Genomic DNA, 18,913 nt, shown 5'->3' with positions numbered 1-18,913 from the left:
AGGAACATGAAGTGAACGGAATGACCACTACAGCCGTATGTTCCCCCCTCCCCCCACAGGGAGAGGGAAAAAGACAAAAAAAAATCCGCCACAGTGGGCGGATTTTTTATTTAATCACCGAAGTGATTAGAAGCGGTAACCTACGCCCGCGATCCAGGTGCCAACGTCAACGTTGCGGATACGGCTCTGCTCATAGGAGAAGTCCAGAGCAACGTCCTGGATTGGGTTGAACTGCAGGCCTGCGCCATAGGAGAAGCCGTAGTCGCTGTTGCTTGCAGTGCGGTTCAGACCTTCGTTTTCGGTCTGCTGGAATTTACCGTAGCCAACACCTACAACACCGTAGATGCTTGCCCAGTCGTTCAGACGGTAAGCTGGGCCCGCGGTGATACCGTAGTACTGGCCTTTGTTGTATGCGCCGTTTTCAGAACGATCTTTCTCGGTGTAGGTGAAAGAACCGATCACGCCCAGTGGGTTGTTATCCTGCTCGTAACGATACTTCAGGTTGAAACCGTTAGCTTTGTTCATCACGCCCTGATAGTCGCTCTGAGCGTAACCACCAGTAACAGTAGAAGTAGCAGCTACAGCGGTACCTGCGGAAACAGCCAGTACAGCGGCCAGTGCTGAAAGACATGCAATTTTTTTCATAACCACCTCAAATGTGATCCAAGTAAGTCCGTAAGTTTTAAATATATCAAAAAAATTTGCGAAACTCTTTGTGATTCGTGATGTCTAATGAAACCTTTCCTGTAACAGAACGTTTCCAGCATCAGCTATCTCTTTCAAATCACATGCAATTTTCACTACTAAATGCGCATAGTGCGCGTCTGCGCAGTTACATTCATCCAGATTATTCCTAATCTGACAGGCGATAAATCCACCAGCGCTTAACCATTTTACGGATTTCACCTGCTTTTTTTTCAACAGTACCTCAACCGTAGCCGCATATTTCCTTTACACTGCAACCTTTACCTCATTTGACATAAGCTGACAGGAGAAAGGATGCCTGGGTTATCCCGCACGTCGTCGGTCTGGTTGCCGGTAGCCGTCATACTCATTGCCATGTTGTCCATTCAAAGCGGTGCCTCGCTGGCAAAATCGCTTTTTCCGCTGGTTGGCGCGCCCGGGGTGACCGCCCTGCGTATTGTGCTAGGCACGGCGATACTGGTGGTCATTTTTAAACCGTGGCGTCTGCGCTTCAAAAAGGAGCAGCGTTTACCGCTGCTGTTTTATGGACTCTCCCTGGGGGCAATGAACTACCTGTTCTACCTCTCCATCCAGACGATACCGCTGGGTATTGCCGTCGCGCTGGAGTTTACCGGCCCGCTGGCGGTGGCGCTGTTCTCCTCCCGACGTCCGGTCGATTTTATCTGGGTCGTGTTAGCCGTACTGGGCTTATGGTTCCTGCTGCCGCTGGGCCAGAGCGTTTCTGAGATTGACCTGACGGGCGCAGCGCTGGCGCTGGGCGCAGGTGCCTGCTGGGCTGTCTATATCCTCACCGGCCAGCGCGCTGGGGAAGAGCACGGTCCGGCGACCGTCGCGTTGGGTTCCCTGATTGCGGCCATCGTGTTTGTGCCCATCGGCATGGCGCAGGCGACAGAGTCTATCTGGCAATGGTCCGTCATGCCCATCGGTCTGGCGGTCGCGATTCTCTCTACCGCACTCCCCTATTCTCTGGAGATGATTGCGCTGACGCGTCTGCCGACACGCATATTTGGCACCCTGATGAGCATGGAGCCTGCACTTGCCGCGATTTCCGGGATGGTGTTTCTCGGCGAAACCCTGACATTGACCCAGACGCTGGCGCTCTGCTCGATTATCGCGGCATCAATGGGCTCGACGCTTACCATGCGCCCGGAGCCAAAAGTTGAGAAAGTGGATATCAACTAAGGCCATATATTCTGCATGGCTTCCACGCCATGCAGAATAAAGGCCAGAAACACAGGCGTTATAATTTCTTACACACTCACGCCTGCCAGCAAAATATTCCTCTGCGTTAACTTCCCCATTCAGCAATTAAGATTGATCTGTATCAATTTATAAATTATCTAATACTTTCAATAAATTAAATTCTCAACCTCCTTCTCGCTATTAAACCGATAGGCACAGCCAAACCGCAGAGAAAAAATCCGGTGCTATACTTAGTTCCGTAATTACCTGGGACATAAACATCAAGAGGATATGAGATTATGAGTACCGCTAAACTGGTGAAAACGAAAGCGTCTAATCTGCTTTATACCCGTAACGATGTATCGGACAGCGACAAAAAAGCGACCATTGAGTTGCTGAATCGCCAGGTGATCCAGTTCATCGATCTTTCGCTGATCACCAAACAGGCCCACTGGAATATGCGCGGTGCAAACTTTATTGCCGTTCATGAAATGCTGGATGGCTTCCGCACAGCACTGGTTACCCACCTCGATACGATGGCTGAACGTGCCGTTCAGTTAGGCGGCGTGGCGCTGGGCACCACGCAGGTGATCAACAGCAAAACCCCGCTGAAAAGCTATCCGCTGGATATCCATACCGTTCAGGATCACCTGAAAGAGCTGGCGGACCGCTATGCGATTGTGGCGAACGATGTGCGCAAAGCGATTAGCGAAGCGAAAGACGAAGATACCGCAGACATCTTCACCGCCGCCTCCCGCGATCTGGATCAGTTCCTGTGGTTCATCGAATCTAACATCGAATAATTCATACGAATTTTCTATCAAACCCTCGCCCTTCGGTGAGGGTTTTGCACATCTATGGTGCACGTTTTTTGCCTGAGAACGTGCAAAAGTGAAGAAATTGTAATAATCACCTCACACAACCGTTAACGGAAGATTGTTTTTTCGTCAGAATTTACGCTAAATATCTCCCCGTCAGTTGAGCCAAACGAAGCGCACCAAAACAGTGCTCCACTTTGGTGCAATAAGACCTCATTGCCCCATTTATTGTGCAATGCATGACATCATCCCCTTTGCAAAACAATAGCTTGTAAAGTTGGCACGATTTTTTCATTGTGCCACCTGTTCTCGCAGGGGATCGCCCCGTGGATATAAAAGGAAATGCTATGAAGTCTGTATTAAAAGTTTCACTGGCTGCACTTACCCTGGCTTTTGCGGTGTCCTCTCAGGCTGCCGACAAACTGGTTGTGGCGACCGACACGGCGTTCGTTCCGTTTGAATTCAAACAGGGTGATAAATACGTTGGTTTCGATGTGGATCTGTGGGCCGCCGTCGCAAAAGAACTCAAACTGGATTACACCCTGAAGCCGATGGACTTCAGCGGCATCATCCCGGCACTGCAAACCAAGAACGTTGATCTGGCGCTGGCGGGTATCACCATTACCGACGAACGTAAAAAAGCGATCGACTTCTCTGATGGCTACTACAAAAGCGGCCTGCTGGTGATGGTCAAAGCCGATAATAACGACGTAAAAAGCGTGAAAGATCTCGACGGCAAAGTGGTGGCAGTGAAGAGCGGCACCGGTTCGGTTGATTACGCGAAAGCCAATATCAAAACCAAAGACCTGCGTCAGTTCCCGAACATCGACAACGCGTACATGGAACTCGGCACCAACCGCGCTGACGCTGTTCTGCACGACACGCCGAACATCCTGTACTTCATCAAAACAGCCGGTAACGGCAAGTTCAAAGCCGTTGGCGAGTCTCTGGAAGCCCAGCAGTACGGTATCGCGTTCCCGAAAGGCAGCGACGACCTGCGCACGAAAGTTAACGGCGCGCTGAAAACGCTGAAAGAGAACGGCACCTATAACGAAATCTACAAAAAATGGTTCGGTACCGAGCCTAAATAATTTCACCTGAATTCAGGTTTGTAACGCCCGGTGGCGCTGCCGCTTACCGGGCCTACGTTTTTCGTTTTTCACCACGGTATACAGGAATACATCATGCAGTTTGACTGGAGCGCCATCTGGCCTGCCATTCCACTCTTGCTTGAAGGCGCTAAAATGACTCTGTGGATTTCGGTCCTGGGTCTGGTTGGCGGGTTGATTATCGGTCTTGTCGCCGGTTTCGCCCGTACCTACGGTGGCTGGATTGCAAACCACATCGCACTGGTTTTCATCGAAGTGATCCGCGGCACCCCCATTGTCGTGCAGGTCATGTTCATTTACTTCGCCCTGCCTATGGCGTTCACTGACCTGCGCATCGACCCGTTCAGCGCAGCCGTCGTCACCATTATGATCAACTCAGGCGCCTACATTGCGGAAATCACCCGCGGTGCGGTGCTGTCGATTCATAAAGGTTTCAGTGAAGCCGGTCTGGCATTAGGCCTTTCACGTCGCGAAACGATCCGCCACGTTATTCTGCCGCTGGCGCTGCGTCGCATGCTGCCACCGCTGGGTAACCAGTGGATCATCAGCATTAAAGATACGTCGCTGTTCATTGTTATCGGCGTGGCCGAACTGACCCGTCAGGGGCAGGAGATCATTGCTGGCAACTTCCGCGCGCTGGAAATCTGGAGTGCGGTGGCCGTGGTCTACCTGATCATTACTCTGGTTCTGAGCTTCGTTCTGCGTCGTCTTGAAAGAAGGATGAAAATCCTGTGATTGAATTTAAAAACGTTTCCAAGCACTTTGGCCCAACCCAGGTGCTGCACAATATCGATCTGAACATCCAGCAGGGTGAAGTGGTGGTCATTATCGGACCATCCGGTTCCGGTAAGTCGACCCTGCTGCGCTGCATCAACAAGCTGGAAGAGATCACCAGCGGCGATCTGATCGTCGACGGTCTGAAGGTGAATGACCCGAAAGTAGATGACCGTCTGATTCGTCAGGAAGCGGGCATGGTGTTCCAGCAGTTCTACCTGTTCCCGCACCTGACGGCGCTGGAGAACGTGATGTTTGGCCCCCTGCGCGTGCGCGGCGCCAACAAAGCGGCGGCAGAAGCGCTGGCCAAAGATCTGCTGGCGAAAGTCGGCCTGGCTGAACGCGCGCACCACTACCCTTCCGAGCTGTCCGGTGGTCAACAGCAGCGCGTGGCAATTGCCCGCGCGCTGGCGGTCAAACCGAAACTGATGCTGTTTGATGAGCCTACGTCCGCACTCGACCCGGAGCTGCGCCACGAGGTGCTGAAGGTTATGCAGGATCTGGCGGAAGAAGGGATGACGATGGTTATCGTGACCCACGAAATCGGCTTCGCTGAGAAAGTGGCGTCCCGCCTGATCTTTATTGATAAAGGCCGTATCGCGGAAGACGGTAACCCGCAGGAATTGATTGCGAACCCGCCGAGCCCGCGTCTGCAGGAGTTCCTGCAGCACGTCTCCTGATCCCTCGCTTAACGCTAAAGCCGGGCTTGCCCGGCTTTTTTACGCCAGATTGTTCCCAAAAATCCCCCTCCGCGTCCCGACTTCTATACTTATCATTTTGTTCGACATTTTCACCGGAGGACGCCGTGCCGTGGATCCTGTTGCTGTTGATTAGCCTGTTTAGTGCGCCATCGTTCGCCGTCGCGATCCCCGGCGTGACCACCGGAACAACCCCCAGTCAGCAAAGTACGCCCCCTCCTGAACCCGATGTCGAACAGAAAAAAGCCGCCTACAGCGCCCTCGCCGACGTCCTTGAGAACGACACCTCCCGGCAGGAACTCATCAGCCAGCTGCGGAAAGTGGCCGCCACGCCGCCGCAGGAGCCAGTGCCTGTCATCACCCCTCCCCAGGTGGAGGAACAAAAAACGGTGCTGGAAAATGTCACCGACGTGAGCCGACACTATGGGGAAGCGCTCTCCTCGCGCTTTGCTCAACTCTACCGCAACCTGATTGGCTCACCGCATAAGCCGTTTAACCCACAAACGTTTACCGCCGCCGCCACGCAGTTCCTGATGCTGGCCGGTGCAGTCTTCCTTTTTTACTGGCTGGTGCGCCTGTGCGCGTGGCCGCTGTACCGCAAAATGGGGCAATGGGGACGCAGAAAGAATCAGCAGAAAAGCAGCTGGCTGCACCTGCCGTTGATGATAGCCTCAGCGTTTATCATTGATTTACTGCTGCTGGCCCTGACGCTGTTCTTAGGCCAGATGCTGGCCGACAGGCTGAACGCGGGCAACAAAACCATCGCCTTCCAGCAGTCGCTTTTCCTGAATGCCTTTGCCCTGATTGAGTTCTTCAAGGCGCTGCTGCGGCTACTCTTTTGCCCCCACGTGCCGGCGCTGCGTCCTTTCGCCATCCGGGATGAAACGGCGAAGTACTGGGCGCTGCGCCTGAGCGTGCTCAGCGGGCTGATTGGCTACGGCCTGCTGGTTGCCGTGCCGATCATCTCCAACCAGGTGAACGTCCAGTTTGGCGCGCTGGCAAACGTCATTATCATGATCTGCATTACCGTCTGGTCGCTGTATCTGATCTTCCACAATAAAAAAACCATTACCCAAAGCCTGCTGAATCTGGCCGATCGCTCCCTCTCGTTCTTTAGCCTGTTTATCCGCGCTTTCGCCCTGGTGTGGCACTGGCTGGCAAGCGCCTACTTCATCGTATTGTGCTTCTTCTCGCTGTTCGACCCGGGCAATAGCCTGAAATTCATGATGGGGGCAACGTTCAAAAGCCTGGCCATTATCGGCATCGCGGCGTTTGTGTCGGGGCTGCTGTCGCGCTGGATTTCGAAAACCATCACCCTGTCGCCGCAGGTACAGCGTAATTACCCGGAACTGCAAAAACGGGTAAACGGCTGGATGTCGGTATCGCTGAAGGTGGCGCGCATCCTCACCGTCTGCGTGGCGATTATGCTGCTCCTGAATGCGTGGAGCCTGTTTGATTTCTGGAACTGGCTGCACAACGGTGCGGGTGAAAAAACGGTCGACATCCTGATTCGCATCGCGTTGATTTTGTTCTTCTCTGCCGTCGGCTGGACGCTGCTGGCGAGCCTTATCGAGAACCGTCTGGTATCGGATATTCATGGCCGTCCCCTGCCCAGCGCGCGGGCAAGAACGCTGTTAACCCTGTTCCGCAACGCGCTGGCGGTCATTATCAGTACCATCACCATTATGATTGTGCTGTCGGAAATCGGGGTGAATATCGCCCCGCTGCTGGCCGGTGCCGGTGCCCTGGGGCTGGCGATCTCCTTCGGGTCGCAAACGCTGGTGAAGGATATTATTACCGGCATCTTTATCCAGTTTGAGAACGGGATGAACACGGGCGATCTGGTGACTATTGGGCCGTTAACCGGCACCGTTGAGAGGATGTCGATTCGCTCGGTGGGCGTGCGCCAGGACACCGGGGCGTACCACATCATTCCCTGGTCCTCGATAACCACCTTTGCCAACTTTGTGCGCGGCATTGGCTCCGTGGTGGCGAACTACGATGTGGATCGTCATGAGGATGCCGATAAAGCGAAGCAGGCGCTGCGCGATGCGGTAGAGGAGCTGATGCAGATGGAGGACATTCGCGGACTGGTGATTGGCGAGCCGTCATTTGCCGGCATTGTCGGGCTGACGAACACGGCCTTTACCCTGCGCGTGTCGTTCACCACCCAGCCGCTGAAGCAGTGGACGGTGCGCTTTGCGCTCGACAGCATGGTGAAAAAACACTTCGATCTGGCGAACGTGCGGATGCCTGTGCAGACCTATCAGGTACTGCCACCGCCCGCAGCGCCGCTCCCACCGCAGGAGCCAACGCTGTAGCCTCGTTGCCGGGTGGCGGCTTCGCCTTACCCGGCCTACGACGGCGTGCTATTTGCGACGTTTGTTATTGTCCATAAACGTCCAGGCAATAAAGCGGCTTTGCTTCTGGCCCTGCGCCATCTCTTTTTTCACCACTTTTACGGCACCCGCTTCGGTGAGCGCACGGTAGAGTGGCGGCAGGTTATCTCCGCGGGAAACCAGCGTCGTGAACCACTTCACCTGACGACCAAACTGTTTGCTTTCCGCAATCATGCGCAGGATAAACGCCACTTCGCCGCCTTCACACCATAATTCCTGCTGCTGACCGCCGAAGTTCAGCGCGGCATCTTCCGCCTGACCCAGGTTACGGCGCTTGCGCTCGCTGCCCGCACGGGCCGCGGCCGCCGAATCATGGAACGGCGGGTTGCACATCGTGGCGTCATAGCTTTCATTTTTGTGAATGATACCGTTGAAGATCGACGCCGCCTCTTTCTGACGACGCAGACGAATGGCGCGGCTTAACCCAGGGTTCGCGCTGATAATCGCCTGGGCGCTGGCAAAGGCCTCGGCACCGATTTCGCTTCCGGTAAAGCGCCAGTGGTATTCATGCGCGCCGATCAGCGGGTAAATCAGATTCGCCCCGGTGCCAATATCCAGAATGGTGGCCTGCTCTGGAACAACGCCCTCATTACCTTCGGCAAGAAGGTCGGCAAGGTGATGCACGTAATCCGCGCGGCCCGGCACAGGTGGACAGAGAAAGCCTTCGGGAATATCCCAGTTCGCCACACCGTAATAGTGTGCAAGCAGCGCTTTGTTCAACATTTTAACCGCCTGGGGGTCAGCAAAGTTGACCGAAGGTTCACCCGCGGGGGTCTGGACAATGTAGTCCTGCAGCGGCGGGCAGCTCAGGCATAACGCATTCATGTCGTAGCGGCTGCGGTGGCGATTTCGTGGGTGCAATCCCGGCTTTTGGGAAGTCATGGCGTTCTCCTTTAAACAGCGGCGTAAGATACCCTTTGCTGGCCCAACGGTAAATCTTTCTCTTCATCGATTAAAAATTCGACATAAATCAAACACCTTTATGTCTATGATCTGTCAGCGAAATGTCAACTGATGTTGTTCAAAAAATAAGCAGATCATCATCAAATATTTGCGCTAAGTCACACTCCTCCGGCTTCTAAACTTAAGGGGAATCACCTGTTGTTTCCTCATGAGGATGTGATTATGAAAAAGTATCTGACCCTTGCTGTTATCGCTGCCGCCCTGGCGACCGCGTCATTCTCTGCGATGGCCGTTCAGTCGCTGACCCCGAGTACCGACACCAGCCAGCTTCGGCCTGCGGGCACCGTCTCGGTAAGCCGTGCCAGCAACCTTGACGATCTCCAGTCTAAACTTGCCGAAAAAGCCCGTCAGGAAGGTGCAAAAGGCTTCGTGGTGAATTCCGCTGGCGGCGATAACCATATGTACGGCACAGCGACCATTTATAAATAATCTGCTATTTTCCCCAGACTGCATCTGTCCACCGGATGCAGTTCTCTTCCCCCTCGCCTTGACTGTTCGTTTTTTAACCCCATATTAAAAGCAGGGCTGAAACCGATATCAGGAGGGCATAATGGCTTCCGGCTGGGCAAATGATGATGCCGTTAACGACCAGATCAACAGTACAATTGAAGATGCGGTAGCGCGTGCGCGCGGTGAAATTCCGCGCGGCGAAAGCTTAACTGAATGCGAAGAGTGTGGAGACCCTATTCCCGAGTCGCGCCGAAAAGCCATTCCCGGTGTAAGGCTTTGCATCACCTGCCAGCAGCATAAAGATTCGAAAAATTCATCGCATTCGGGATATAATCGCAGGGGTTCGAAAGACAGCCAGTTACGTTGACTTTCCTTTACCTAAGTTAACCGCACAGGCCCTTACCTTTACGCTCACGATTTTTAGCGAACCGCGTAGCAAAATGTGCCCTTCATCTTTCTTCTGTAAAGCGCATCAACAAGAAGTGTAAATCGCCAGTTTGAATTTATTAATATTCAATAAGTTATTTGTCATTCAATTTTTTTGAGCAACCACGTCAATTCTCTTCGATTTTATCCCTCGAAAAAAACCGTGATACTTATCACATCGACGGAACATCGTCCCCTTAACAGAAACACCTGCGAGAGATTAATTATGAAAACCATCAAATATGCTGTAGCTGCTGTTGCCCTGTCCGCTCTGTCCTTCGGCGCTTTCGCCGTAGAGCCAGTCTCTTCAACTCAGGCACAGAACATGAATAAAGTCGGTGTGGTAAGTGCTGATGGCGCGACCACGCTGGACGGTCTGGAAGCCAAACTGGCTGAGAAAGCGGCTGCTGCCGGTGCAAGCGGATACACCATTACCTCCGCTAACGGCAATAACAAGCTGAGCGGTACCGCGGTTATCTACAAATAATCGCCTGAACGAATGCTGTCCCCTCGCCAAACCCTCTGGTGAGCTGCTCCAACCCTCATTGACCCTGTTGTTTGTTACCCTTGCTTGCCCGTCCGCCACTGGACGGGCTTTTTTTTAGTTAAAAAGACTGCGCCACGCGCGCCAGACCGTCCTCTATCGAGTCCACCTCGCCCGTCGCCAGCAGACAGCAGGCCATCTGCTGCGTAATGGCGTGCGGAACAGGGACCTGGCCCGCCAGACACTGGGTGATCCAGTGGGCGGTGGTGTGCGGATCTTTGGCTTCGGGCAACGCCACATCACGATTATCCGTCCCGCGCTCCAGAATGACGCGCGCGCCGGCAGAATCAATGTGCACAATCTGCGGGCAGCGCTGCGGGTTGGCATACACCTCCCCTTCGGTGCCGTGCATCAGTAAAGCGCGCCCGCCAACCTCTTCAAAGAACTTGCCGACTCGCGTCACGTACTCCGGATGAGAGACGCTGGAAAGCCGCAGCGCGGCATCTTCGCCAAACGGCGTTGCCAGTTTTGCCAGCGTGTGGGCGCTGTTACGCACCCCCATACGCCAGCGCATATCCAGCTGCTTTTCCAGCGGCGGGCAGAACGCACCAACCGGAATATAGACCGGCTGATGCCCGTCAAGCTTCGCCTGCGCCTGACCCGCATGAAGGGTCGGCTTGATGTCCAGCAGCTCAAAGATGGTTTGCGTCAACACGCGCGTGGGATCTTCACTTACGCCGTGAACGACAACCGGGAATCCAAGCTTGTGTAGTAAAGTCGCCAGCAGCGGCGTCAGGTTTGCCTGTTTACGCGCCCCGTTATAGCTGGGGATGACAATCGGCATCGGCTTTGCGACTGGCGGCGTTAAGCGCATCGTTTGCGCCTGCATCGCCTCGTAAAAACCGCGCATCTCCGCTTCACCTTCCCCTTTAATACGCAGCGCGATCAGGATGCCGCCCATCTCCAGATCTGGCACATCGCCATTCAGCATGTGCGTATAAAGTGCCTTAGCCGTTTCGTAATCCAGGTCGCGCGCATGATTTTTGCCCCGCCCTACCTCTTTGATAATTTTGCGATAATCCACGTCTTTTCTCCTGACTACGTCATCTTGTGAACACTATAGTCCTGAAGAAGCGCTGGCCGATAGTTTTTTATGAAGACAATCAACCCGCTGATTTTTTAGCAGTTAACGAAAGACAAGCTTTATTTCAATTATTTGTGATTTCTATAGAAGATTCTAAAGCATATCTTTTTTGATTAAATAGTCGCCGAAACACTATTGAGGGTCACGGTGAAAACGTCCAGGCAACGTTTTTACCCGAAACACACCAGGATTGACTATGAACAAGGTTGCTTTAGGTTTATTTATCGCTGCAACGATAGGGTGTTCTGCATCCGCCTTTGCGGCAACAAACGGTGAAGGACAGATTAACTTTACCGGCGAAATTATTGATTCTGCCTGTCAGGTAGTAAATGGATTAAGCGATCCACTCAACGTCCAGTTAGGCAAAGTTTCTAAAACGGTATTCACCGGTGCAGGCTCCACCAGCACACCAACAAAATTTGATATTCAGTTAAAAGATTGTCCGGAGACGGTCACCTCTGCAGCAATTAATTTTGGCGGTACGCCAGATGCGAATAACAGCACCACGCTGGCGTTAACGGCAGATGCGAATGCCGCAACCGGCGTCGCCATTCAATTGCTTGACTCATCTGAACAACCCGTCAGCTTATATACGCCTTCCCGCGCGTATCCACTCAACGCAGGAAGTACGGTTAACGATCTGGAATTTGCAGCGCGATATATTCAGACGCAGGCTGCCGTTACGGCTGGCCCTGCTAACTCCGTATCGACCTTCACCGTTATTTATAACTGATATTTTCAATCTGAAGATATTAGCTTTGTGTCAAAGCTAATATCTTTTCTTTATGTTGAGAAATATTTATGCGCCATGGTTATTTACTGAGCACTCTGTTACTGGTAGCCGCGACCGCTCATGCGGGAGTCATTATTAATGGCACCCGCCTGGTCTACCGGGGAGATAAAAAGGAGTCATCTCTTGGTATTTCAAATCCAGATACAACGGATTATCTGGTGCAGTCCTGGGTTGATACCGACAGTAAAAATCATGCCGCTGCGCCGTTCCTGATTACACCGCCCCTGTTTCGTCTTGATGCGAAAGAGGATAACGTACTGCGCGTCGTTCGCACCGGCGGGAATTTACCGGACGATCGCGAATCGCTGTACTGGTTAAATATTAAAGCGATTCCCTCATCGAAGCACGTTGAGGGGGTGAATACGCTGCAAATTGCGATTAATACGCGCATCAAATTACTCTACCGTCCATCGTCCGTTAAGGGCAAGCCGGAAGAGATGGCGGATAAGCTGGAATGGCATCGTGAAGGTAACGATCTGGTCGTTAATAATCCGACCCCCTTCTATATGAATTTCCAGAGCGTGACGTTGAATGGTCATAAAATCACGAAAGCCACCTGGGCCGTGCCTGAAACCGGAACGCACATTACCCTGCCAGCCAATACGGGTGGCGATACTGTGACGTATTCCATTATTACGGATTACGGCAGCATCAGCAAAACCTGGACAAAATCCGTTCATTAATTTCATGCCTGATAACGCATTAAAATAATCATGTACAGCCATAAAAAGCCGTTCACCTGCCAATTATTCACGCTGCTGACCCTGCTATGTGGTCTGGCAGCCGTGTGTTTTGCGCAGTTCGCGTGGGCTGATGATTATTTTAACCCGGCACTGCTGGATATTGACAACCCTCAGCAGACCAAAACGGATCTCTCCGTATATGAAAAAGGGCCTGGACAGGCGCCGGGGAAATACCAGGTCGCGATCTATATTGATAATAATAAAATCGACACCCGTGACGTGACGTTTACATTGCAGCAGGATAGCCGGGGCAACAGTTCGCTTCAGCCTTGTTTTAGCCTCGAAGAGTTAAAAAGTCTGGGCATCAAAACCCAAAAATACCCGCAGTTAATGGCAAAGGGTTCGTGTGCCGACTTAAGCGCCATCCCTTCAGCATCGGCCTCGTTCCACGTTCGGAATCAACAGCTGCTCCTGAGCATACCGCAAACGGCACTGGGCCAGGTGCCACGCGGCTATATCGATCCCAAAGAGTTTGATGAAGGGATCACCGCAGGCTTATTAAACTACAGCGCCAACGCCAGCCAGAGCCACGCTCGCCAGCAGGGCGAAGAGGATAACAGCAGCCAGTACGTCAATTTGCGCCCGGGCTTTAATGTCGGGGCCTGGCGCGTACGCAACTATTCCACCTGGAATCGCAGCACGACGGGCAAGGAAGAACAGCAGAAGTTCTCCTCCGTCTATACCTATGCCCAGCGCGATATCGTGTCGATGAAAAGCGATCTCACCGTCGGCCAGAGCTCTTCGCCTGCCGATGTGTTCGACAGCGTGCCCTATACCGGGGTGCAGATTAACTCCGACAGCGACATGCTGCCGGACAGCGAAAAAGGCTATGCGCCGATTATTCGCGGAACGGCGCATAGTAACGCGCTGGTGATGGTTCGCCAGAACGGCTATGTCATTTACCAGAACACCGTTGCCCCCGGCGCGTTTGAAATTAACGATCTCTACCCTACCGGCAGCAGCGGCGATCTGCAGGTGACCGTAAAAGAGACCGACGGTAGCGAAAGCCACTTTGTGGTGCCCTACGCGTCGGTGCCGGTATTGCAGCGTGAAAAAAACCTGCGCTACAGCGTAACCGCAGGCCGCTACCGCTCGTATGACAGCGACGTCGAGAAAACGCCGTTTGCTCAGGGGAGCGCAATTTACGGCTTACCTTACGGATTCACCGCCTACGGCGGCGTGCAGCAGAGCAGCCATTATCAGTCTCAGGCGGTGGGTGTCGGTAAAAACATGGGAGATTTAGGCGCCTTCTCGCTCGACGTCACCCGCGCAAAAGCGCTGCTGAAAAAACAGCAGTCCAGCAAAGGGCAGTCTGCGCGCCTCCGCTACAGCAAAGATTTTGCGGGATCGGGGACGAATTTTTCCGTGGCGGGCTATCGCTACAACAGCAAAGGGTTCTACACGCTGGAAGACACCATGGAATCCTATACCCGCTCGGATGACTGGTCGGCACCGCAGCAGCGCCGTGAGCGTGAAGAAGCCACCATCGACCAAACCCTGCCCGAAGGCTGGGGCTCAATGACGCTGAGCCTGGTCAAAGAGACCTACTGGAGCCAGAGCCAGGACATGACCTCAATGAGCGTCAGCTACAACAACAGCTGGCACGGCGTGAGCTACAGCCTGAGCTACAGCATGAACAAGAATACCGACGCCAGCGATGAAAACGGCAATTCCGTCTCCAACGACAACCAGTTTTCACTGAGCGTCTCCGTGCCGCTCGATCGCTGGATGCATAACACCTGGGCAACCTACAACCTGAACAATACCAAAGACGGCACGACGCAGAACATTGGCCTTAACGGCACGGCGCTGGCCGAAGATAACCTGAACTGGAACATCCAGGAGGGGCTTAGCCGCACCGGTAGCGGAAACTCGACCAGCATGAACGCTGACTACAAAGGCACCTACGGCGAGCTCAGCGGCGGCGTGAGTCAGGACAACTATCAGCAGAGCGTAAACGTCGGCGTGCAGGGCGGCGTTATCGCCCACGCCAACGGCATAACGCTGAGCCAGCCGCTCGGCGAAACGATTGCACTGGTCAAAGCGCCGGGCACCCATGGTACGCACATTGCCAACCAGACCGGCGTTGAAACCGACTTCCGCGGCTATACCGTGGTGCCGTTCGTCACGGCCTACCGCCATAACACGATTGCCCTGGACACCGAAACGCTGCCGGACGACGCCGACGTTACCCACGCCGCGCAGGTTGTTACCCCGACCCGCGGCGCGGTGGTGCGCGCCAGCTTTAACACCCGCGTGGGGAACCGGGTATTGATGGTGCTCACGCAAAACGGGAAACCGCTGCCCTTTGGCGCAACGGTGACCACCGACGATAAGGACAGCGAATTTATCGTGGGCAACGGCGGCCAGACCTACCTCTCCGGCATGCCACAGCGCGGCACGCTCTCGGTTTCGTGGGGTGAAAGTGCCGGCGAACATTGCGTCGCTGAATACGCCCTCACGGATGAGAAAGACAAAAACAGCATCATTAACGCTGCCGCGCAGTGTCATTGATTCACCGTAAAGGTTGACCTTATGCAGATTGTAAAACAACTGGTGTTCTTATTCGTGCTCGGCCTGTCGGCGCTATTCATGCCCCATGCAAAGGCCGAATGTACGACGCCCGATATGCCAAAGTTGCTAAACGTGGCAACCATATCGGTACCCAGCACGTTGCCCGTGGGCGAAAGTATTCCCGGAACGGAACAAACCGTTCACGTTGCGGGAAGCTGCGACCACGCCTATGAAGCCGGTCAGGAAATTGTCTCCTGCTACTACGGCACCGGCACCGAAATTCCGGGCCTCGCCGGCGTGTACGGTACCGGCGTGGAGGGGATTGGCATTGCGCTGGTCAACGACAAAGGCCAGCGGATAACGGGCGCGGGTGGGGTCTATTGCGATTCGCGCAGTACACCCATTGGCTACATCTCAAATGATGATGCGCGAAACTTCAGCTTCGATGTCACCCTTGAACTGATAAAAACCAGCAATGCGGTGAGTTCGGGTACGCTTTCAATCGACCAGACAAAGTTTGGGATTGGCGTTTATGGCATGGACGGGATTGGTTCTCCGAACACCGTATCTTACGCTGGCGACGTCAATATTCAGGAGGTGACCTGTTCGGTTTCCCCTAAAAACCTCACCGTTGTACTAGGCGATTTTCCGGTCAGCGATTTTATCGGCATCGGCACGCTCTCCATGCCGGCGCAGGAGTTTAACGTAACGGTCAACTGTAACGCCACGGTACAGCCTGAAGTGAAAATCACCAGCGCTAACGGCTATGAGACCGGCTACGCTGGGGTGATCAAACTCACTCAGCAGCCCGGAATGGCCACCGGGGTCGGGGTGCGAATGTTGTTCGACAACGATATCGCCACCTTCGATCAATACGTCACGACCTCCAGCGAGGCCGTTGCCAACCAGACGCTGGATATTCCTTTCCAGGTGCGCTACCAGCAAATCAGCGACGAGGTCACGCCCGGCCCGGCCAACACCGTAGCCACCATAACTCTGGCCTATAAGTGACGATGATGAAAAAAATAGTGCTTTTCATTGGGATGAGCCTGATGACGCAGGCCTGGGCGGATGATATCCAGGTTCAGATGGTCGGGAATATCTATGCCAATACCTGCGTGATCGACAGCGCCAGCAAAAACTTAACCGTCGACCTCGGCCAGACAGCGTCCGGCAATTTTAAAGACGTGGGGGACACGGGCGAATGGAAAGAATTTTCGCTGAACGTCTCGCATTGTCCCAAAACGCTGACGCTGGCAACGGCCTTTTTCTATGGCCAGGCAGACAGCCTGCACCCGACAAAATTTGCCAACATCGGCAGCGCAAAAGGGCTGGCACTTGAGCTGGCGGACCGGCAGGACAATATCCTCATTGCCCCGCAGGCGAGCTTTAACGCGCTGATTAATCAAAACGATCACACGGCCACCTTCCCACTCGCCGCACGCTACTACGCCACCTCCATGCCAGTGAGCGCGGGGACGTTCAGCAGCGTGGTGCAGGTGACCTTCACTTACCAGTAGGACCGCGCCCCTTAGCACGGATGCTTTTCCTGCGCCCGGCGGTCAGTGTTGCCGGGCGTTTTTTTACCTCGGGCACTTCTGGCTGTTCAATCGGAAAGATCGGCAGCGCGTTTAACAAACGTTGGCCGTAATTTTTGGTGAGCAGACGTTTGTCATAAATCACCACCTCCCCCCAGCAGCCGTGGCTACGGATCAGACGCCCGACCTGCTGAATGAGATTAAACGACGCCGCAGGTAAACTTTGCACCTCAAACGGATAGCGATTGAGGCTTTTCAACCACTCGCCTTCGGTGATGACGACCGGGCTGTCGATGGGCGGGAAGGCAATTTTATGAATATGCACCTGCGTCAGGTAATCGCCCTTCAAATCCAGACCTTCCGCGAAGGACTGTAATCCCACCAGCACGCTGCGCTCGCCGTTATCGATACGTTTGCGGTGCGTTTCCACCAGCCGGTAGCGCGGCTGATCGCCCTGCACCAGCAGGAGTAAACGCAGATCGGTGACGTGCTCCAGGAAGCGCTGCATCGCGCGCCCGCTGGCAAACAGCACCAGCATGCCGGGGTATTTTCTGCTCTCAACCTGTTCGCGGAAGTAGGCCGCCATTTCCGCAATGTGCTGCTCTTCGTTGTCGATCAGCGGCTCGAATTTCATGCGCGGGATCACCAGCTTCCCCTGCTCGCAGTGGTTAAACGGCGAGTCCAGCGCGACAAAACGATCGCCCGCTTTCTCTTTAAGCCCGCTCATTTCCTGCAAACGCGAAAAACTGTTCAGGGAGCGCAACGTGGCAGAGGTGACCACCACGTGCGGCACGCTGCGCCAGATGAGCTTTTCCAGTTGATCGGCCACGCGGATGCCCACGCAGTGGAAAAACAGATGGACCTGCCCGTCGCGCACTTCACGGGTGGCCCATTTGGTGACCGGCGCACCCGACGCCTGCGCCATCGAGGCCAGCCGCCAGAGCTTGCTCTGCGCTTCAAACATGCCGAGCGCACGGTTCATTTGCAAAAGAATACGGTGCAGGCGAACCACGTCGTGCGAGCCGGTTTTCTCGCTGAGATCGTTTAAGAACATCTCCGCCAGCCCGCGCAGCTTTTCGAGATGCTTCGCCAGCTGCTGGCAAATCTCCATCACCTCGTCCGGCAGTTCGCCCATCGCAAAGCGGTGTTCCGCCTCCTGGGTTGCAGGAAGATAAAGATTCAGGATGTTGTTCAGCGACGAGATAAGGCTGTAAACCTCTTCGCAGTGGTCGCTCAGACGCTCCGGCACCGCCAGCGGCGGCGTGGTTTTCGGGCGGAACTGCTCCATGCAGGTAGCGACAAGCTTGCAGAAGAGATCCAGCTGCAGGCGGAACCAGGGGGCGGTAATTTCTGCGCTCATCTCCAGCGCGTCGCGCGCCACGTCGGGCAGATGGTGGCCTTCGTCGAGCACCAGCAGCAGGTTTTTCGGCTCCGGCAGCACCGCTTCGCTCTCCAGCGCCGCCATCACCAGGGCGTGGTTAGCCACAACCACTTCGGCTTCCTGAATTTCACGCCGGGCGACGAAGAACGGGCATTCGCGATAGTAGTGACAGTTGCGGTTCAGACAGCTGGCTTTGTCGGTGCTGAGCCTGCGCCACAAATCGTCGCTGATGGCTTTATCGGTGTGATCGCGCAGGCCGTCCCATTTATAGCCATCGAGATCGCCTTTCAGCGTTGCGCAGAGCTCCTGCTCGGCTTTGTTGTTTGGCGTGAGATCGTCGTCGAGGAACGCCAGCAGATCCTGCTGCGACGCCTCGCTGCTGGCAAGCCCTGCCAGGTTACGCGGACAGACGTAGCGACCGCGACCAAAGGCGGCCGTAAACCGCAGGTCGGGGATGATTTTGCGCAGCAGCGGTAAATCTTTGCTGAAGATCTGATCCTGCAGCGCCACGTTGGCGGTGCTGACCACCAGCGTTTTGTCCTCTTCCCGCGCGATGGCAATGCCTGGAATGAGATACGACAAGGTTTTCCCGACGCCGGTCGGGGCTTCAATCGCCAGATGTCGCCCGTCGTCCCCGGCGAGCGTTTTTGCCACGTCAGCAATCATCTGCCGCTGCGGCGCTCGGGGGATAAAATCGGGGATCTGCTGTTGTAGCGCCTTATACCATGCGCCAATTTGCGCCTTGAGCGCAGCGGTTAAAGCCATCGGAAAACCTGAAATACTGTATAAACA

The 18,913-nt window shown here is 54.4% G+C and carries 18 protein-coding genes; 14 read left to right on the top strand and 4 right to left on the bottom strand.

Annotated features, from left to right (window positions below; genetic code table 11):
* Window positions 1–126: 126 nt before the first annotated feature.
* Window positions 127–645: an outer membrane protein OmpX gene (ompX, locus tag KGP25_RS07230; RefSeq protein ID WP_008501173.1), complete on the bottom strand. Its 519-nt coding sequence runs from the start codon at window positions 643–645 to the stop codon at window positions 127–129.
* Between the two features lie 354 nt (window positions 646–999).
* Between ompX and rhtA the strand changes: the two genes are divergently transcribed.
* The 6 genes from rhtA (at window position 1,000) to ybiO (ending at window position 7,607) form a co-directional block, all read left to right on the top strand.
* Window positions 1,000–1,887, top strand: coding sequence for a threonine/homoserine exporter RhtA (gene rhtA / locus KGP25_RS07225; RefSeq protein ID WP_008501172.1), 888 nt, complete (start codon window positions 1,000–1,002; stop codon window positions 1,885–1,887).
* 299 nt (window positions 1,888–2,186) lie between these two features.
* Window positions 2,187–2,690 carry a DNA starvation/stationary phase protection protein Dps gene (gene dps / locus KGP25_RS07220; protein ID WP_008501171.1) on the top strand — a complete coding sequence of 168 codons (504 nt, stop codon included), beginning with the start codon at window positions 2,187–2,189 and terminating at the stop codon, window positions 2,688–2,690.
* Window positions 2,691–3,052: 362 nt separating this feature from the next.
* Window positions 3,053–3,796: a glutamine ABC transporter substrate-binding protein GlnH gene (gene glnH, locus KGP25_RS07215; RefSeq protein WP_023310880.1), complete on the top strand. Its 744-nt coding sequence runs from the start codon at window positions 3,053–3,055 to the stop codon at window positions 3,794–3,796.
* 93 nt (window positions 3,797–3,889) lie between these two features.
* Window positions 3,890–4,549 (top strand): glutamine ABC transporter permease GlnP, encoded by a 660-nt coding sequence (gene glnP, locus KGP25_RS07210; RefSeq protein WP_003858462.1) that lies wholly within the window; start codon window positions 3,890–3,892, stop codon window positions 4,547–4,549.
* The gene (gene glnQ, locus KGP25_RS07205) at window positions 4,546–5,268 is read left to right on the top strand and encodes a glutamine ABC transporter ATP-binding protein GlnQ (RefSeq protein ID WP_023292945.1); all 723 of its coding nucleotides are present in this window, start codon (window positions 4,546–4,548) and stop codon (window positions 5,266–5,268) included. The genes glnP and glnQ overlap by 4 nt, the downstream gene beginning before the upstream one ends.
* A gap of 125 nt (window positions 5,269–5,393) precedes the next feature.
* A complete protein-coding gene (gene ybiO, locus KGP25_RS07200) occupies window positions 5,394–7,607 on the top strand; it encodes a mechanosensitive channel protein (RefSeq protein WP_223540173.1) in 2,214 nt (737 codons plus the stop codon).
* Between the two features lie 48 nt (window positions 7,608–7,655).
* Here the strand turns inward: ybiO and rlmF are convergent, their stop codons facing one another.
* Window positions 7,656–8,567, bottom strand: a complete 912-nt coding sequence (rlmF, locus tag KGP25_RS07195) for a 23S rRNA (adenine(1618)-N(6))-methyltransferase RlmF (protein ID WP_045909507.1) — start codon at window positions 8,565–8,567, stop codon at window positions 7,656–7,658.
* Window positions 8,568–8,810: 243 nt separating this feature from the next.
* Between rlmF and mcbA the strand changes: the two genes are divergently transcribed.
* The 3 genes from mcbA to ybiJ all read left to right on the top strand — a co-directional run bounded on the left by mcbA (window position 8,811) and on the right by ybiJ (window position 10,011).
* Entirely contained in the window at window positions 8,811–9,077 is a 267-nt protein-coding gene (mcbA, locus tag KGP25_RS07190; protein ID WP_045909506.1) for a DUF1471 family periplasmic protein McbA, read from the top strand.
* A gap of 121 nt (window positions 9,078–9,198) precedes the next feature.
* Window positions 9,199–9,465, top strand: a complete 267-nt coding sequence (locus KGP25_RS07185) for a DksA/TraR family C4-type zinc finger protein (protein ID WP_223540172.1) — start codon at window positions 9,199–9,201, stop codon at window positions 9,463–9,465.
* A 285-nt stretch (window positions 9,466–9,750) separates the two neighbouring features.
* Entirely contained in the window at window positions 9,751–10,011 is a 261-nt protein-coding gene (gene ybiJ, locus KGP25_RS07180) for a DUF1471 family protein YbiJ (RefSeq protein WP_023310874.1), read from the top strand.
* A gap of 118 nt (window positions 10,012–10,129) precedes the next feature.
* On the opposite strand, the gene ybiB is transcribed toward ybiJ, so the two are convergent.
* Entirely contained in the window at window positions 10,130–11,092 is a 963-nt protein-coding gene (gene ybiB, locus KGP25_RS07175; protein ID WP_223540171.1) for a DNA-binding protein YbiB, read from the bottom strand.
* A 256-nt stretch (window positions 11,093–11,348) separates the two neighbouring features.
* Here ybiB and KGP25_RS07170 point away from each other — a divergent pair, with 256 nt between their 5' ends.
* The 5 genes from KGP25_RS07170 (at window position 11,349) to KGP25_RS07150 (ending at window position 16,722) form a co-directional block, all read left to right on the top strand.
* Window positions 11,349–11,885, top strand: a complete 537-nt coding sequence (locus tag KGP25_RS07170; protein WP_045909503.1) for a fimbrial protein — start codon at window positions 11,349–11,351, stop codon at window positions 11,883–11,885.
* A 68-nt stretch (window positions 11,886–11,953) separates the two neighbouring features.
* Window positions 11,954–12,628 (top strand): molecular chaperone, encoded by a 675-nt coding sequence (locus KGP25_RS07165; protein WP_111967035.1) that lies wholly within the window; start codon window positions 11,954–11,956, stop codon window positions 12,626–12,628.
* 30 nt (window positions 12,629–12,658) lie between these two features.
* Window positions 12,659–15,202: a fimbria/pilus outer membrane usher protein gene (locus KGP25_RS07160; RefSeq protein ID WP_223540170.1), complete on the top strand. Its 2,544-nt coding sequence runs from the start codon at window positions 12,659–12,661 to the stop codon at window positions 15,200–15,202.
* Between the two features lie 21 nt (window positions 15,203–15,223).
* Window positions 15,224–16,213, top strand: a complete 990-nt coding sequence (locus tag KGP25_RS07155) for a fimbrial protein (RefSeq protein WP_045909501.1) — start codon at window positions 15,224–15,226, stop codon at window positions 16,211–16,213.
* Window positions 16,214–16,218: 5 nt separating this feature from the next.
* Complete coding sequence (locus tag KGP25_RS07150; protein WP_223540541.1) at window positions 16,219–16,722, top strand: fimbrial protein; 504 nt, start codon at window positions 16,219–16,221, stop codon at window positions 16,720–16,722.
* On the opposite strand, the gene dinG is transcribed toward KGP25_RS07150, so the two are convergent.
* Window positions 16,709–18,886: an ATP-dependent DNA helicase DinG gene (dinG, locus tag KGP25_RS07145; protein ID WP_048027009.1), complete on the bottom strand. Its 2,178-nt coding sequence runs from the start codon at window positions 18,884–18,886 to the stop codon at window positions 16,709–16,711. The genes KGP25_RS07150 and dinG overlap by 14 nt on opposite strands.
* Window positions 18,887–18,913: the final 27 nt, after the last annotated feature.

This window comes from Enterobacter sp. JBIWA003 (assembly GCF_019968825.1).
In the GTDB taxonomy this organism is placed as follows: Bacteria; Pseudomonadota; Gammaproteobacteria; order Enterobacterales; family Enterobacteriaceae; genus Enterobacter; species Enterobacter quasiroggenkampii.
The sequence above is the reverse complement of the archived record's forward strand: the minus strand, read 5'-3'. Positions and strand labels throughout refer to the sequence as shown.

Excerpts from the sequence above, each read along its gene's own strand:
- glnH (WP_023310880.1), top strand. The coding sequence starts at position 3,053 with ATGAAGTCTGTATTAAAAGTTTCACTGGCTGCACTTACCCTGGCTTTT.
- rlmF (WP_045909507.1), bottom strand. The coding sequence starts at position 8,567 with ATGACTTCCCAAAAGCCGGGATTGCACCCACGAAATCGCCACCGCAGC.
- KGP25_RS07155 (WP_045909501.1), top strand. The coding sequence starts at position 15,224 with ATGCAGATTGTAAAACAACTGGTGTTCTTATTCGTGCTCGGCCTGTCG.
- KGP25_RS07160 (WP_223540170.1), top strand. The coding sequence starts at position 12,659 with ATGTACAGCCATAAAAAGCCGTTCACCTGCCAATTATTCACGCTGCTG.
- glnP (WP_003858462.1), top strand. The coding sequence starts at position 3,890 with ATGCAGTTTGACTGGAGCGCCATCTGGCCTGCCATTCCACTCTTGCTT.
- KGP25_RS07165 (WP_111967035.1), top strand. The coding sequence starts at position 11,954 with ATGCGCCATGGTTATTTACTGAGCACTCTGTTACTGGTAGCCGCGACC.
- ompX (WP_008501173.1), bottom strand. The coding sequence starts at position 645 with ATGAAAAAAATTGCATGTCTTTCAGCACTGGCCGCTGTACTGGCTGTT.
- KGP25_RS07170 (WP_045909503.1), top strand. The coding sequence starts at position 11,349 with ATGAACAAGGTTGCTTTAGGTTTATTTATCGCTGCAACGATAGGGTGT.
- ybiJ (WP_023310874.1), top strand. The coding sequence starts at position 9,751 with ATGAAAACCATCAAATATGCTGTAGCTGCTGTTGCCCTGTCCGCTCTG.
- KGP25_RS07150 (WP_223540541.1), top strand. The coding sequence starts at position 16,219 with ATGAAAAAAATAGTGCTTTTCATTGGGATGAGCCTGATGACGCAGGCC.
- rhtA (WP_008501172.1), top strand. The coding sequence starts at position 1,000 with ATGCCTGGGTTATCCCGCACGTCGTCGGTCTGGTTGCCGGTAGCCGTC.
- dinG (WP_048027009.1), bottom strand. The coding sequence starts at position 18,886 with ATGGCTTTAACCGCTGCGCTCAAGGCGCAAATTGGCGCATGGTATAAG.
- KGP25_RS07185 (WP_223540172.1), top strand. The coding sequence starts at position 9,199 with ATGGCTTCCGGCTGGGCAAATGATGATGCCGTTAACGACCAGATCAAC.
- mcbA (WP_045909506.1), top strand. The coding sequence starts at position 8,811 with ATGAAAAAGTATCTGACCCTTGCTGTTATCGCTGCCGCCCTGGCGACC.
- dps (WP_008501171.1), top strand. The coding sequence starts at position 2,187 with ATGAGTACCGCTAAACTGGTGAAAACGAAAGCGTCTAATCTGCTTTAT.